General features: G+C 44.1%; 17 protein-coding genes. 5 read left to right on the top strand and 12 right to left on the bottom strand.

What is annotated here, in order from left to right; all coding sequences use genetic code 11:
* Positions 1–134 precede the first annotated feature (134 nt).
* The gene (locus F6J90_RS26645) at positions 135–1,724 is read left to right on the top strand and encodes a B12-binding domain-containing radical SAM protein (RefSeq protein ID WP_293100405.1); all 1,590 of its coding nucleotides are present in this window, start codon (positions 135–137) and stop codon (positions 1,722–1,724) included.
* Positions 1,725–1,730: 6 nt separating this feature from the next.
* On the opposite strand, the gene F6J90_RS26640 is transcribed toward F6J90_RS26645, so the two are convergent.
* On the bottom strand, positions 1,731–1,883 hold the full coding sequence (locus F6J90_RS26640) for a hypothetical protein (protein ID WP_293100403.1): 153 nt from the start codon (positions 1,881–1,883) through the stop codon (positions 1,731–1,733).
* 60 nt (positions 1,884–1,943) lie between these two features.
* Here F6J90_RS26640 and F6J90_RS26635 point away from each other — a divergent pair, with 60 nt between their 5' ends.
* Positions 1,944–2,072, top strand: coding sequence for a hypothetical protein (locus tag F6J90_RS26635; protein WP_293100400.1), 129 nt, complete (start codon positions 1,944–1,946; stop codon positions 2,070–2,072).
* An 8-nt stretch (positions 2,073–2,080) separates the two neighbouring features.
* On the top strand, positions 2,081–2,956 hold the full coding sequence (locus F6J90_RS26630; RefSeq protein WP_293100397.1) for an SDR family oxidoreductase: 876 nt from the start codon (positions 2,081–2,083) through the stop codon (positions 2,954–2,956).
* 163 nt (positions 2,957–3,119) lie between these two features.
* On the opposite strand, the gene dacB is transcribed toward F6J90_RS26630, so the two are convergent.
* The 4 genes from dacB to F6J90_RS26610 all read right to left on the bottom strand — a co-directional run bounded on the left by dacB (position 3,120) and on the right by F6J90_RS26610 (position 6,276).
* Positions 3,120–4,052 (bottom strand): D-alanyl-D-alanine carboxypeptidase/D-alanyl-D-alanine-endopeptidase, encoded by a 933-nt coding sequence (dacB, locus tag F6J90_RS26625; RefSeq protein ID WP_293100394.1) that lies wholly within the window; start codon positions 4,050–4,052, stop codon positions 3,120–3,122.
* Between the two features lie 661 nt (positions 4,053–4,713).
* Complete coding sequence (locus tag F6J90_RS26620; RefSeq protein WP_293100391.1) at positions 4,714–5,058, bottom strand: hypothetical protein; 345 nt, start codon at positions 5,056–5,058, stop codon at positions 4,714–4,716.
* 504 nt (positions 5,059–5,562) lie between these two features.
* Positions 5,563–6,123 (bottom strand): Uma2 family endonuclease, encoded by a 561-nt coding sequence (locus F6J90_RS26615; protein ID WP_293100388.1) that lies wholly within the window; start codon positions 6,121–6,123, stop codon positions 5,563–5,565.
* A gap of 24 nt (positions 6,124–6,147) precedes the next feature.
* Positions 6,148–6,276 carry a hypothetical protein gene (locus F6J90_RS26610; RefSeq protein ID WP_293100385.1) on the bottom strand — a complete coding sequence of 43 codons (129 nt, stop codon included), beginning with the start codon at positions 6,274–6,276 and terminating at the stop codon, positions 6,148–6,150.
* A 405-nt stretch (positions 6,277–6,681) separates the two neighbouring features.
* Between F6J90_RS26610 and F6J90_RS26605 the strand changes: the two genes are divergently transcribed.
* Positions 6,682–6,819 (top strand): type II toxin-antitoxin system HicB family antitoxin, encoded by a 138-nt coding sequence (locus tag F6J90_RS26605; RefSeq protein ID WP_366513874.1) that lies wholly within the window; start codon positions 6,682–6,684, stop codon positions 6,817–6,819.
* 74 nt (positions 6,820–6,893) lie between these two features.
* Here the strand turns inward: F6J90_RS26605 and F6J90_RS26600 are convergent, their stop codons facing one another.
* The 6 genes from F6J90_RS26600 to F6J90_RS26575 all read right to left on the bottom strand — a co-directional run bounded on the left by F6J90_RS26600 (position 6,894) and on the right by F6J90_RS26575 (position 12,671).
* A complete protein-coding gene (locus F6J90_RS26600; RefSeq protein ID WP_293100382.1) occupies positions 6,894–7,028 on the bottom strand; it encodes a UPF0175 family protein in 135 nt (44 codons plus the stop codon).
* Positions 7,029–7,180: 152 nt separating this feature from the next.
* Positions 7,181–11,251: an NB-ARC domain-containing protein gene (locus F6J90_RS26595; RefSeq protein WP_293100379.1), complete on the bottom strand. Its 4,071-nt coding sequence runs from the start codon at positions 11,249–11,251 to the stop codon at positions 7,181–7,183.
* A gap of 55 nt (positions 11,252–11,306) precedes the next feature.
* Positions 11,307–11,471 (bottom strand): hypothetical protein, encoded by a 165-nt coding sequence (locus F6J90_RS26590; protein WP_293100376.1) that lies wholly within the window; start codon positions 11,469–11,471, stop codon positions 11,307–11,309.
* Between the two features lie 166 nt (positions 11,472–11,637).
* Positions 11,638–12,126 (bottom strand): hypothetical protein, encoded by a 489-nt coding sequence (locus F6J90_RS26585; protein WP_293100374.1) that lies wholly within the window; start codon positions 12,124–12,126, stop codon positions 11,638–11,640.
* Between the two features lie 152 nt (positions 12,127–12,278).
* Positions 12,279–12,413 carry a hypothetical protein gene (locus F6J90_RS26580; protein ID WP_293100371.1) on the bottom strand — a complete coding sequence of 45 codons (135 nt, stop codon included), beginning with the start codon at positions 12,411–12,413 and terminating at the stop codon, positions 12,279–12,281.
* A gap of 117 nt (positions 12,414–12,530) precedes the next feature.
* On the bottom strand, positions 12,531–12,671 hold the full coding sequence (locus F6J90_RS26575) for a hypothetical protein (RefSeq protein WP_293100369.1): 141 nt from the start codon (positions 12,669–12,671) through the stop codon (positions 12,531–12,533).
* A gap of 450 nt (positions 12,672–13,121) precedes the next feature.
* Between F6J90_RS26575 and F6J90_RS26570 the strand changes: the two genes are divergently transcribed.
* Positions 13,122–13,334: a hypothetical protein gene (locus tag F6J90_RS26570; RefSeq protein WP_293100367.1), complete on the top strand. Its 213-nt coding sequence runs from the start codon at positions 13,122–13,124 to the stop codon at positions 13,332–13,334.
* Here F6J90_RS26570 and F6J90_RS26565 read toward each other — a convergent pair.
* Positions 13,331–15,280, bottom strand: a complete 1,950-nt coding sequence (locus F6J90_RS26565) for a hypothetical protein (RefSeq protein ID WP_293100364.1) — start codon at positions 15,278–15,280, stop codon at positions 13,331–13,333. The genes F6J90_RS26570 and F6J90_RS26565 overlap by 4 nt on opposite strands.
* Positions 15,281–15,457 lie beyond the last annotated feature (177 nt).

Below are 15,457 nucleotides of genomic sequence, written 5' to 3'. Positions count from 1 at the left end.
TAATAGTTAGTGGCTGACAGGTAATCCGCCAACGACATCTTTCCAACTCTGGTTAAGTTAAGCCAGCTGTGATCAATTGATACATTCTGATAAATCAATTCCGGAAAACCTAACTATCGTTTCAGGTGCCACTTATGCGAGTTTTACTGCTATATCCTCTGTTTCCGAAAAGTTTCTGGTCAATGGAGAAAACCATTGAGTTGGTGAATCGCAAGGCACTGATGCCACCCCTAGGTTTGGTGACAGTAGCAGCGATATTACCTCAGACATGGTCCTTTAAACTGGTTGACCGCAATGTATCTGAGGTAACGGAGGCAGAATGGGATTGGGCTGAGATGGTGATTATCTCAGGTATGATCGTCCAGAAAAAGGATTTTCTTGAGCAAATTCAGGAAGCTAAGCGCCGTGGGAAAAAGGTAGCCGTGGGTGGTCCTTACCCGACCACCTCACCCCACGAACCGGAAGCGGCTGGGGCAGATTACTTGATTTTGGATGAAGGGGAAATTACCCTACCAATGTTTGTCTCAGCCATTGAACGGGGCGAGAGTGAAGGGGTTTTCCGTGCTAATGGTGAGAAGCCGGATGTTACGGAAACCCCAATCCCCCGCTTTGATCTTCTGGACCTCGAAGCCTATGACACTATGGCAATCCAGTTCTCTCGGGGCTGTCCATTTCAGTGCGAATTCTGCGATATTATTGTCCTCTACGGTCGCAAACCCCGTACTAAAGCTCCAGAGCAGTTGTTAGCTGAACTAGAACGCCTCTTAGAACTGAATTTCCAAGGGGGGATTTTTCTAGTCGATGATAACTTTATTGGCAATAAGCGCAATGTCAAGATTCTGCTGAAAGCCATGAAGGTCTGGATGGCTGAACATGAGTATCCTTTTAGCTTTATCACCGAAGCTTCAGTGGATTTGGCTCAAGACCAAGAACTGATGGACCTGATGGTCGATTGTAATTTTAAAGTGGTCTTTTTGGGCATTGAAACTCCTGATGAAGACAGCCTTACCCTGACTAAAAAGTTCCAAAATACTCGGGATTCTCTGAGTGAATCGGTGGATGCCATTACCAATGCAGGTCTGAGGGTGATGGCTGGGTTTATCATGGGCTTTGATGGCGAAAAACCAGGCGCAGGCGATCGCATTGTCCAGTTTATTGAGAAAACGTCGATTCCTATTGCCTTGTTTAGTATGTTGCAGGCATTGCCTAATACTGCTCTGTGGCATCGCCTTGAAAAAGAAGGACGACTTCTCGATGGTGGGGCTAATATTAACCAAACCACTTTGATCAATTTTGTTCCAACTCGGCCAGTGGAAGAAATTGCTCGTGAATATGTGGAGGCGTTTTGGACTCTGTATGACCCAGAGCGATTTTTAAACCGCACCTACAACCACTTTATGAAGCTTGGTCTACCGAGGCATGCTGTACCTCGTCGGATCGATTGGATAACTATCCGGGCGCTACTAACCCTATGCTGGCGACAAGGGTTTCTTCGTAAGACCCGCTGGACTTTCTGGAATAGTCTGTTTAAGCTGATTCAGCAGAAACCGAAAGTTGTGGGCTCTTTCTTTGTGGTTTGTGCCTACGCGGAACACTTCCTCGAATATCGCCAAATTGTTCGTGACCAAATAGAGGCTCAGCTGGCTGAATTTATGACTAATAAACCAGCACCTTTACCGGCTAAGAATGAGGAAGTGGCGGTAAGCGAATCCGCGATCGCATAATTCAGTTTAAGGGAGTAGGGAGTAGGGAGTAGGGAGTAGGGAGTAGAGGGCCTTGCTTAATAATGGAATGATTTTAAGAGTCATTAGGTGCGCTTTCCAATGGCCGGGTTCCCCGGCCTTGGGTCGCACCTGTAGAATGGGCATCTGTGGAATGGGCATCTTGCCCGTTCTCTATGGAATGGGCATCTTGCCTGTTATCAATATTTTCGCGCGTGCAGGATGCCCACTCTACTCCTAATTCATTCCAAGATTGACCCAACACCCCCGATTCCCGATTCCCGATTCCCGATTCCCGACTCCCTGTTTCCTGTTCCCTATTCCCTATTCCCTGTTCCCTGTTCCCTATAGACTCAACCATGACCTTCAATCAACAGCACGCTATTATCACAGGGGGCTCCAGTGGGATTGGCAAAGCCACTGCCAAATTATTAGCCCAGAAGGGAGCTAATCTGACCTTGATTGCTAGGGATGCAGCCAAGCTAGAGCAGGCTAAAGTCGAGATTGAAGGGATGGGAACGCATCCGCAAGCAAAAATTCTAACTATTTCTGCTGATGTTTCCCAGCAGATACAGGTAGAAGCAGCCATTGAGCAAGCAATTGATCAAATCGGTCCGGCTGACCTATTAATCACTAGCGCTGGTATTGCTCATCCTGGTTACTTCCAAGAGCTGCCCATAGAGGTATTTGAACAAACCATGGCAGTTAACTATTTTGGTTCCCTCTATGCTATTAAAGCAGTACTACCCAGCATGGTACAGCAACACAAGGGTCATATTGTACTGCTATCTTCCGGTGCTGGACTGATTGGTATTTATGGCTATACCCCTTACAGTCCCAGTAAATTTGCCCTGCGGGGTTTAGCGGAATCCTTGCGGGGTGAGTTAAAGCCCCAAGGAATTCATGTTTCTATTGTCTATCCTCCCGATACCGATACCCCACAACTGGAAGCAGAAAATAAAACCAAGCCCCTGGAAACTAAGATGATTACTGGCAGTGCCCAGATGTGGAGTGCAACTGCTGTAGCGAATCAGATTGTACGAGGTATTGAGAAAAAGCAGTTTGGGATCATGCCAGGATTCGAGATGAGATTACTAGGCCGGTTCCATAGCTTGCTCGCTCCGGGATTGAATTGGTATTTTGATCGGATTGTTGAAAGCAAGAGGCAAGAGGGAATAGGCAAGAGGCAAGAGGCAAGAGGCAAGAGGCAAGAGGCAAGAGGCAAGAGGCAATAAACAAGAGGCAAGAGGCAAGAGGCAAGAGGCAAGAGGCCATAGACTTTGCCTACACCAGTTGCTGATCTCACCTCCCGCACACACTCCCCATCTCCCCATCTCCCCATCTCCCCATCTCCCCATCTCCCCATCTCCCCATCTCCCCATCTCCCCACACTCTCTATCAACTACAAGGCATCAGCTGAGTTAAGCGCAGAACGATCTGATCAATTCCTTTTTCTAAGACTTTGCCTGATTGGGATGGTTGATTAACCATGATGCTAAACACAATAGTTCCGTAATCGGGATGTTCTAGATATCCAGACAGAGCTTTTACTCCTCTGAGGGTGCCAGTTTTGGCTTGAACTTTGGTTTGTGTAGAGGGATGACGCAACCGATTTTTGAGGGTACCGCTCACTCCCGCAACCGGTAACGAAGCCAGGAAAACTTCGTTATTATTGGCGTCACTCATCCCTTTGAGAGTAGTTACAAATACCTCCGGAGTTGCTAAATTTTTCCGGGATAAGCCAGACCCATCTGCCAGTCGATAACTATTAGGGTCAACTCCCAATTCTGCCAAAGCATCCTGCACTGCTTCCGACCCGCCAATATAGCGCAATAAGGTATCAGCATAGCTATTGTTGCTTTTTAGATTCGTTATCTTCACCCATTCTTCCATTGACTTAGAGCGAATCGGAGTATTGGGATGAAGCTTGTTTAATGCTGCTGCTGTAGTTAATAGTTTGATGTTAGAAGCAGGGATAAAGTATTGATTAGCATTGTGGCTGTAGAAAATCTTTTCTTCTGATAATGATTCAACCAAAATCCCCCATTTCCCTCTCGCCAAGGAAGGATGATCGATAATCGAGTCAATCACTGGTGGCAGAAACTCCGGACAAATGCCATTCTTGTTCGTTTCCGGAGGAGGAACAGGGATTTTAATGGAATCTGGATCTGTGTCTGGAGGAAGCACAGAAATTTCCAGAGATTTTCCCTCTTGTCTTAAGTCCGCAACTGTTCTAGCGCTAGCTTTCCTGGAAGTAATAGGAGTTACCGTAGTCAGCACAGCTACAGTTAGCATTCCTAAGGATTTCAACCAATAATTCAATTGGGTCATAGTGAGGTAGTCGTGTTGCTACAGTTCAACAAGCACTAACAGATCAAAAAAAGCCTTGGTAGTTTAGGGTTTTATTCCAAACTACATCCTACAATACCTTTGACAAAACTGAAGAATTTTTCGTTGCTTAATTAAAAATAATCATACCGAAAATCCAGACATTATAATAGTCCCGATAGAGACTATAACTAGTCTTTCAATATTCCTGAATTTTATTCAAAAATAGATTAAATTTATATGAATATTAGATGAATTTATCCATTTTTTTTTTAAGGTTGTTCGCCCAAGGGGTTTGAGTCGGGTGGGTTGAAGGTTATTTGGTTGTTCGCCTTTGGCGTTCCCGTAGGGTAGGTTACAGGTTGAACGCGATTGCGTGGCCTTTTGGCCAAGGTTGTCTGTCAGAATGCAGAATGTAGAATGCAGAATGTAGAATTCCAAATTCTAAATTCGGGCATTCTAAATTCTTAATTCAAAGGGGAGTTTTGCATTATTCCACCCATAAGCACTTAAATTTGTAATAGGGGAAATATTACATCAAATCTGGTTAGGTTTCAGCAGTTTGCGATCGCGTAGCGTGGCCTACGGCCAATCGCTTAGGGTGGCCGAAAGGCCATCGCATTCAGTGCTTAGGGTGCGTTAGGGGCGCGCCTTGCCATCATATTCAACTTCGTAGCCAGTAGCCCCGTAACGCACCACCACAAGGCTTGCCCTGATTTTCCGCCTCTTCGCGCCTGGTTGGAACAGCCCGTCGGGAAATTGTCACTGGCAAGATGCCAGTTCCACCAAGATGCCCATTCCACAGATGCCCATTCCGGTCACTGGCAAGATGCCAGTTCCACAGCAAGATGCCCATTCCGGTCACTGGCAAGATGCCAGTTCCACCAAGATGCCCATTCCACAGATGCCCATTCCACAGATGCCTATTCCGGTCACTGGCAAGATGCCCATTCCGGTCACTGGCAAGATGCCAGTTCCACCAAGATGCCCATTCCACTGCCCATTCCACTGCCCATTCCAGGGCAGGATAGATAATCGTGATTTTTTGATGCCATGATGGAAGTAGCTCCTATTTAGGTGGGAGGAAAGCCGCGCTGGGGATGGTTAACGGGCATATCCAGCGCGGTTATTAGTATCCGTCTTTACTTTCTATACTATACATAAATTCTAGAAAAAATGCCAGGGCTAAATAATTATTTTTACATTTATTTACAACTATTTATTTTGACAATTTTTTCACTAAATTATATTTAATTTATTGTTAGGTTTTTCCTTAGTTTAGCCGTTAGCTATTACCTGATAAGTTGCTCTTTATTTAATTTCATAGTTAGGTAGGGTGGGCAGTGATTGAAACCAATAATAATAGCTAGCGTTCGCGTAGCGTGGCCGAAAGGCCAATCCCATTACTAGGCACTGCCCACCCTAGGATTATCAATTTTGTAATGCTGTCATAACAATAGAATTTAAATGAAAACCAGCTTAAGCTAACTGCTGACTGCTGAGCGCTGACCGCTTACGTGACATCTTCATACAAAGCCTCAATACTGCTACGAAAATCTACACTTTCTAGGTTAATTTCAGTACCTGGATCATAAAATTGTAATGTCCAAATTCCCTGGGCATTACGGCGAAAGCAGTCTAGACGTTGATGGTCTTGGCTAATTAGGACATATTCGACCAATGTGTCTAATTTTTGATAGTCATAAAATTTGTCACCCCGGTCAAAGGCTTCGGTTTTCGGAGATAAGACTTCGACAATTAAACACGGATATTTTTTATAATTGGTCAATTCTTTATCTCTGGTATCGCAAGTCACCATAACATCAGGATAGTAATAACTATTGGCGGCTTCAATATACGCTTTCATATCTGCTATATAAACCCGACAACCAGTGCCTCTTACATGATTTCTTAAGGCTGAAGCCAGATTGAGGGCAATTGTAACATGGGCATCACTGGCTCCAGCCATGGCATAGATTTCTCCATCAATATACTCGTGTTTGATGGGACTTTCGTCTTCTTGGGATAGATAGTTTTCTTTTGAAATGTAATTTGGACTTTTATCAGCAATCATGATGGGTTCAAGAGAGTGACTCTATTAGTATATAACAAAGGGAACAGGGAGTAGGGAGTAGGGAGTAGGGAGTAGGGAGTAGGTAACAATAATTATCAAAATTAATTTATAATACCCATAAATTACGGCGGTTTGCATAACTATCAGGTACACAGGATTGTTTTCCCTCTTCCCTCTTTCCTATTCTCTGCTCCCTAAAACCCAGACATTTGTACCTCACAAGTCGTAGAATTGCTATAGTTATAATTATAACAAATTGGGGGAGCGATCGCACTATAGCAATCCCTGTCGAAATAGTGATAATTTTTGTTGCCGACTCCCTAAAAACCAGATTTTTATACCTCAACCATTAAGAAATATAGCGGTTTTGATCCTAATGAGGTACACAAAATTTTTGCCCTGTTTCCTCTTTTATATTCCCTATTACCTGTTCCATCCTCCCTGTTGCATAAAACCAGAAACTCTGTACATTACCTAATTTATAACCGCTATAGATACCAATAAAAAGCTGTTAAAAATGTAGTCATAAACTTAGAGAATTTACAGAAATAAATATAGATGAAAAACCACTATAGTATCTTAATTCAATGGTCAGAGCAAGACCAAACCTACATTGCTAGTTTGCCAGAATTTGGTCCCTATGCTCATACCCATGGCAGCAGCTACGAAGAGGCTCTCATGCTAAAGACGTGTTAGAGCTTTTGGTAGAAGATTACCAAGCTAGAGGGAAAGAGTTACCTTTATTAAATTATTCAAAAATAACCGTTTAATTAAAGAGTACAAAAACCGACTTTGCCACTGCTAATTTTGTCTTGTTTATAGAGCATCAGGGCAATTTCAATTTTGAATTTCTCCTCAGTCATTTGGCTAGCTTGGACAATATCGTCAGGGATAACTACACTCATAGCTACACTGATAATGAATTGGTTAATTATGAACAGTTACGGGACAGACTGTCCCAATACTGGCTACCGAATTCTAAATTCTTCATTCTTCATTCTTCATTCTTCATTCTTCATTCTTCATTCTTCATTCTTCATTCTAAATTCTAAATTCCCTACTTCCACCATCCGCTAACATCTTCAACCCCTGCCACCGTTTCTCTTAGGGCTTCAATACCCCCAAACTTGATGATTAAAGGAGCTAATTGAGGAAGATTCTTAAGAAAATCGGCACGTTTTAGACTAGCTAAACAATCAAGAATTTGTTGCCAAAGAGGAAAATCAACTGACGAAGGAGTTAAGGTCTTGATCAAGTTCTGTAATACTTTGGCTCGCCGGTATTCAGACCCAATCCCTCTGGCGCAATCTAAGGCTTTGGGTAACAACACATCGGGTAAGTGGGGGGCTAAGGCTTCTAAGGCATAGGCTCCTTTGGATTCATGGGAAATCCCTATGGCGCAATCTAAGGCTTTGGGTAACAACACATCGGGTAAGTGGGGGGCTAAGGCAATTACGGCCTCGGCTCGGTGGGGTTCATACCCAAGCCCTATGGCGCAATCTAAGGCTTCCGGTAACAGATCGGGTAAGTGGGGGGCTAAGCCGATTAAGGCGAATGCTCGCCAGTATTCAGACGAAATCCCTCTGGCGCAATCTAAGGCTTGGGGTAACAACACATCGGTTAAGTGGGGGGCTAAGGCTGTTAAGGCATAGGCTCGTTCTGATTCATCGGAAATCCCTCTGGCGCAATCTAAGGCTTCTGGTAACAGATCGGGTAAGTGGGGGACTAAGGCTACTAAGGCTCTGGCTCGGTGGTATTCATTGGAAATCCCTCTGGCGCAATCTAAGGCTTGGGGTAACAACACATTTGGTAAGTGGGGGGCTAAGGCGACTAAGGCATCGGCTCGGTGGAATTCAGACTCAATCCCTCTGGCGCAATCTAAGGCTTTGGGTAACAACACATCGGGGAAGTGGGGGGCTAAGGCGACTAAGGCATCGGCTCGGTGGAATTCATTGGAAATCCCTCTGGCGCAATCTAAGGCTTCTGGCCACACTTGGGGTAAGTGGGGGGCTAAGGCTCGTAAGGCATTAGCTCGGTATCTTTCATCGGAAATCCCTCTGGCGCAATCTAAGGCTTGGGGTAACAACACATCCGGTAAGTGGGGGGCTAAGGCGACTAAGGCATCGGCTCGGTTTTCTTCATTCCGAATGGCTCTGGCGCAATCTAAGGCTTCTGGTAACACTTCCGGGCAGTGGGGGGCTAAGCCGATTAAGGGTAATGCTCGGTCGTATTCATACTTAATCCCTCTGGCGCAATCTAAGGCTTGAGGTAACACTTCCGGTAAGTGGGGGGCTAAGGCGACTAAGGCATTAGCTCGGTATCTTTCATCGGAAATCCCTCTGGCGCAATCTAAGGCTTGAGGTAACACTTCCGGTAAGTGGGGGGCTAAGGCGACTAAGGCATCGGCTCGGCCTTCTTCAGACTTAATGCCTCTGGCGTAATCTAAGGCTTCTGGCAACACATCGGGCAAGTGGGAGGCTAAGGCGACTAAGATTAATGCTCGAGAGTATTCAAACTCAATCCCTCTGGCGCAATCTAAGGCTTGGGATAACAACACATCGGGTAAGTGGGGGGCTAAGGCTTCTAAGGTATTAGCTCGGTGAAATTCAGACTCAATCCCTCTGGCGCAATCTAAGGCTTGAGGTAACAACAGATCGGGTAAGTGGGGGGCTAAGGCGGCTAAGGCATTAGCTCGGGAGAATTCAGACTCAATCCCTCTGGCGCAATCTAAGGCTTGAGGTAACAACAGATCGGGTAAGTGGGGGGCTAAGGCGGCTAAGGTATTAGCTCGGTGAAATTCAGACTCAATCCCTCTGGCGCAATCTAAGGCTTCTGGTAACACTTCCGGGCAGTGGGGGGCTAAGCCGATTAAGGCTAATGCTCGGGAAGATTCAGACTTAATCCCTCTGGCGCAATCTAAGGCTTGAGGTAACACTTCCGGTAAGTGGGGGGCTAAGGCGACTAAGGCATTAGCTCGGTAGTATTCATACTTAATCCCTCTGGCGCAATCTAAGGCTTGAGGTAACACATCCGGTAAGTGGGGGGCTAAGGCGACTAAGGCATCGGCTCGGTAGTATTCATACTTAATCCCTCTGGCGCAATCTAAGGCTTTGGGTAACAACACATCGGGTAAGTAGGGGGCTAAGGCCACTAAGGCATCGGCTCGGTCTTTCTCATCGGAAATCCCTCTGGCGCAATCTAAGGCTTGGGGTAACACATCCGGTAAGTGGGGGGCTAAGGCGACTAAGGCTTTTGCTCGGTCTTTTTCATCCGAAATCCCTCTGGCGCAATCTAAGGCTTGGAGTAACAACAGATCGGGTAAGTGGGGGGCTAAGGTTTCTAAGGCATCGGCTCGGGAGTATTCATCCGAAATCCCTCTGGCGCAATCTAAGGCTTCCGGTAATAAAGAAGGGGGAAGATACTCACTAATTGCCTCCAAGCTCTTTGCTTGACCAAAAGAATCTTTCCTCTGTCGCACATAAGCTAGTGCCTGGGCTGGCGTCCAAATTTTGTTCTTAACTAATGCTGCCATTAACTCTGGAGAAATATTTCCAGCCAAGCTATTGAGAGATGTCGTAATCAGAGCATACCGACACTGTAAACTAATCGATTCTGTAGGATTTTCTGTAAAATTATCTGCTGCTATTGCCCAAGCTTTCGATACATCCTTGATGAAATTAGCAGTTTTTGCATGTCTCTCACACTGCCAATACCAACCGTTATCCCCTGCTGGAGTTTCTTCTTTCAGGAGTTGATGAATGTCCTTAATTTTTTGGGCTTTTTCTAGGTGCCAGGTTAAGTGATTATAGATGTAACCATCATCGGGTAAAGTATGCCATAATCCCAAATCGGTCTTAGTTTGATAACGTTCTAATAATTGTTGATGGGCTTCGGTAATTGATAATCCTAGCTCTGGTTGAACCAGACGACGGGCTAAATCATGTAACAGGTCATGGAGGCGATAGTTAGTTTCTGGTGTAGTAGATAACCCTGGTAGTAATAAGGCTTTTTGTCGTAAGTACCTTAACGTATCTTTGGCTTCAACTAAATTACAATCCCATAAGGTAGTCGCCATGGTTTCAGTAATGGTAACATCCTCGGGCAGTATCCCTAACCAAGCAAAGTTTTTCAACCTCTCGTCGTCGGATAATCCCTTTAAACTGAGATTAAAGGAAGCCACTAGACTGTAGTTTTTGCGCTTAGCGTCACTTGGCTCTTCCTCTGCTTTCAATCGATCCAAAGCTTCTACACCAACAATTAAATCTTCTAACTCACCCAGTAACTCTTGCCAAGAGATGCCATCCCTAACTTGGGCAGCAGCTAATTCTAATGCTAGGGGTAAGTAGCCGACAGTTTTTGCTAATGTTTGAGCATATTCCAGTTCTTGATTATTTAACTCGTTGTTTAAACAAGAGGTTAATAACTCCAAGGATTGATTAGGATTCATTACGTCCAAATCATAGGGAATCGCATCTTTAATTAGAGCTTCTCTGGTAGTCACTAAAACCCGACAGCCATCCCCAGCGACTCGAAAGGGTTCAACATGGTCAGGATGCCAAACATCATCGACAACTAGCAACGCTTTCTTATCGGAGAATAATGTTTTTAGTTGTAAAGAAGCGGCCTCAGTGTTAATCGGTTTAAAATCATAATCTCCTAATTGCTGTATCCACGTACTCAGAACAGATAAAATATCAGGTTGCTGACCTAAGGTTGCCCAAAAAATCCCATCAGTAAAATGAGATTGAACCTCCTCGTCATGGGCTAAAGCTGCAGTAATGGTGGATTTCCCAATTCCTCCTAAACCATAGATGGCACTAACCACTAAGGTGCCAGCTTTAGCAGTTTCTTCCGATAAAAGGATTTGTTTTAGTTGTTCGCTTACTTCCGGGCGTTCCACATAATAAGGAGGTAGTGGAGGAGCTTGATTGAATCGAGTTTGGTTATTCACATTCTCAATGTTGTAATTCTCAACAGTAGCTTGGTGGGATTCCACGACTTTGGTAATCTCTTGAAGAATTGGCTCTAAATTAGGCAAAGCTTGAGCATCAACAGTAGTCACTAAACGCTCCATAGCTTGGGCAACTTCGGGATTTTGCTTCGCTGCTGCTTCTACCTGCAATACCACTTTGGCATAATCAAGAGGTTGCTATGGGGCTTTGCGATTAGCCCGAAGGGCTACGCTACGCGAACGCAGTTACTGTATCTGGAGACTGGTTTCTGAGGGATTCTACAAACTGGTTAGTATTGTCCCAAACAACTTGCCCGACATTTTCTCCAGTTTTTTCTAGAGCTTTAGTGGCGAGCACAGTAGCAATAGCGAAAACGGCAGCAGCGAATGATTCCATAGTTGAAGGAGATGATTGATAGTTTTAGTATATAACTTTAGCAAAGGGAGCAGGGAGTAGGGAGTAGGGAGTAGGGAGTAGGGAGTAGGGAGTGATTAATTTCCGTGGTGGGCAGTGCTTACTAATGCGATCGCTCAAGCACTGCCCACCCTACATCAATATTATTTTAGTTTTTAATTGCCTTTTCCCTTTTAAATTGCTCGATTAATTGGGTTAAATTTTTAGGTTCCATAACTTGAGTGTACTGGTGCGCCATTTCTGGTGTTAGGAGTTCTAGGAGTACAGTGTTTTCAATCCAAAATTCCATGACGTCAAAGAATCCTCTTCGGCTACAGCGAACAACTCGCCATTGTTCTCGCTCACCAATTTTTTCAATTTCTTGTTGATTCAAGGGAACGGCAATGGCTGCATGAGTAGCAGTAAATTTGGAGCTAGCATCATTATTGAAAAACTGTAATTCTTGTTTATGAGTTCCAGGCTTTAATTCCGTTCCCCTAGGATAAACTTCAATAGCTGTGCCATATTGATCAAAGGCTAAGGTCATATAACTTCCTGGGTGAGGAGCAAATTCAATGCAATCTCCCTTAAAAATTTCTGCTAGTACCTTCCCTACATGGTAAGGATTATCGGCGGCAATAGATAGGTGAAAAATCATAATTTACATCTCTATAAGTAGAGTATTTTTAATTGGATTATGGACAAAATTATTGATTATTTTTTTTTTAGGCAACAGGCAACAGTGAGATAGGGCTTGACGTTTTTTGTAACTGAGTAGTATCAAATTTAAATCGGCAACAACTTAGTTATTCAGAAGATTTTGATACTCATCGTGTGTGCCAATCCAAATCCAGTAGTAATCGTTGGGACTAGGGAGCAGGGAGCAGGGAGCAGGGAGTAGGGAGTAGGGTTTGAGGTTTTTTTTGATAACTGAGTAGTAAGCACCTAAACAAAATTAATTTCCTACTACCAATCTCTGTAACCCTTACATCCTAAGGCTTTGAGTTTTGGAAAATGTGTAATTAATTTTGTGCACCTGCTTATCAAATAGTTTTCCAAAAATCAGGTGTCGTAAAGGATTTCATTAAGCTCCTTAACTTGATTGCTAGCAATATCTGCTTCTGCTCTGGCAATAAGGCTGTCTAGCTTTCCCGATTTTAGATCAGATTCTAGCTGCTGATCCCACCTATTATCGCGCATCATCTAAATAATGTTGTAAGCGGGCTGCCAGCTCTCGAATCTCGCTGTTCGGTAATTGTCGAATAGCTGTTTCGATTTCATCAAGGGTTAACATAACTAGTTTGTAAATGATGATTGATACTATGCTATAGCATTTTTAGTTTAAATGTAAACATAGGATTGATGTACAAAGGGAGCAGGGAGTAGGGAGTAGGGAGTAGTAAACAAAAATTATTACAATTAAATTAGGATTAAAATAACCACAAAAAAACTAAAATAAATACACAGATTTGAGTCCATAAATTACAACCAATATTATTTGTAAATAAATGTAACAACTTTGAATTATCCCTTGCATTTTTTCCAAGAGTTATCTATACTATAGAAAGTTACGACCGATACTAATAACCGCGCTGGTAACAGCCTTTATCAAATCAGCGCGGTTTTCCTCCCACTCACATAGGAGTTACTTCCATGATGCCAAAAATATCACGATCATCAATCCTGGCTCGGTGCATCTTGTTCAAGGGGTTTGGCCCGGTGGTGCGTTACGGGACGGGCTATCCCAACCCTGGCGACCGTGACAATCAGGGCGAGCCCGTCCCTAACGCACCCTACCCAACTATTGCCTACTCCCTACTCCCTACTCCCTACTCCCTACTCCCTACTCCCTACTCCCTAAATTAATAATCCCCCCCAGACCCATAGCGCCATGCTTCCAGCCAACGGTGGTAATAATATTTTGGTTTCGGTGGCAAGGTATTCAAAATGCCACTGATTAATTTACCTACTGGATACAAACTACTGTAAAGGGCTAAATTACTATAATGAACCATCCAATCCAATAGCATGGTTAATCCTACTTGAGGAATCACTGGCACGACTAATCCTGGTTTAGTTAATGATGTCACAAATAGCGTTTTAGATAATCCTGAAAACTTCACTACATCTTGGAGGAAGGGCTTAAGCACATCATCTCCTAGCTTTGCCATGGCTTGGAATACACCAGTCAGTAATTGATTAATTTGATTTGGTGCTAGTTGTTGCTTGATGCCAACACTCATCGTCCGTTGAAACATCCAAGTTACGCCAATATTAGGCTGATAGGGTTGTAGTTGGGCTAAAGCATTGCGGTCTAGCAAATCATAATCTAAGGCTTCATGAATTCCGTTACTTAGACGCTTTAAATGTCTGACCATGGAACCAAATCCACCAAAACTGACTGGTGATTGCCCACCACTGCTATCCCCTATCGGTAAAATCCGATTCCAAGGCATTCTTAGGGGACTTTTTTGATAGGAAGGAAAAAAGCCAAATAGTACTCGTTTAAAGTCAAGTTGGGATAAGTCTACTCCCTGGTATTCTGGTAACAGACGGAAGTATTCGTCACATAAAAATTCTAAACTAGGACGTTCGGGATTAGCATCTAAGTAAGTAAATAAATAGGTTGTTCTACCATCCCGGGCTGGAAATGCTTCCCAGAAATATTGACATTGATTTTGGATAGGAGTGAAAGATACTATCAAATCCCCCATGTCATTTTTAGGATAGCCTTGAGCACAGCTACCAACTACTAAACAAACCCCTTCTGGTTTCTGACCTTGCCTGACTTGCTTAACAATTGGGGAAAAATGTCCCATGGCATCTATCAGTAAGCGAGCCTTAAGTTCGGTTACAGGTTCAAGGTTTGTTTGGGTTGAAGGTTGAAGGTTAGTATCGGTTGAAGGTTGAAGGTTAGTATCGGTTGAAGGTTGAAGGTTAGTGTTGGTTGAAGGTTCGAGGTTTGTGTTGGTTGAAGGTTGAAGGTTTGTGTTGGTTGAAGGTTGAAGGTTAGTATCGGTTGAAGGTTCGAGGTTAGTATCGGTTGAAGCTTCGAGGTTTGTATCGGTTGAAGGTTCCAAGTTAGAACTTTCAACCTCCAAAGGGTCAACCTTCAACCTTTCAACCTTCAACCTTTCAACCTCCAAAGGGTCAACCTTCAACCTTTCAACCTCCAACGGGTCAACCTCCAACGGGTCAACCTTCAACCTTTCAACCTTCAACCTTTCAACCTTCAACCTTTCAACCTCCGATGGGTTAACTTTTAACCCGATTGAGACGCCATCGGGATGAATAGTGGCTTGTGTAAAGGATGTCTTTTCAAAGAGCTTACCTCCCCCAGCTAAAAATTTGGCTTTGAGGGTATCGAGCAGAAAGACTGGGTCAACACCAATGTTGAGTACGTCGTTTACCAAGAAATCAGGACCCTGGAAAAAACTGATCCGAGCTGGGTTATACTCGGATGCGATCGCATTCTCTAATTCCGCCGTTGAGAGTAACTCAAGTTCCAGGAATACCTCCAGTTCTTGGCGAGAGATATTCCACTCTTGGTCTCTACCGCGCAAAACCCCCCGTTCAACTACCGCAACTCGCCAGCCTCGCTGTTGTAGAGCAGCACCAATCAGAATTCCTAAGGTACCGCCACAGATTACTACATCCAAGTCTAGGGTGCCTAATCCCTCTTCGGTTTCTGTAATCACCTCTGGGATTGGAGTTGTGCCATCTCGTAAGGCTTTCCAGACTTTGTCAGCACTGCGCAGGCGTCCGAGAACATCACCAGGTAACTGGGATAGGATTTGTTCGGTTTGACTCATGGATGTTGGTTGATACTTAGATGCTAAGACTTTCTCTGTTTTATTGTAAATTTCTCCATCACAAGGCTCAGAGGCTGATGCGATTGACCGTAGGTCACGCTACGCGATCGCACTTAAGCATTCAGCATTCAGCATTCAGCATTCAGCATTCAGCATTCAGTTATCAGCCATTGGTCA

Source organism: Moorena sp. SIOASIH (assembly GCF_010671925.1).
Taxonomy (GTDB): domain Bacteria; phylum Cyanobacteriota; class Cyanobacteriia; order Cyanobacteriales; family Coleofasciculaceae; genus Moorena.
Note: the sequence above shows the minus strand (reverse complement) of the source record. Positions and strands in the feature narration are given on the sequence as shown.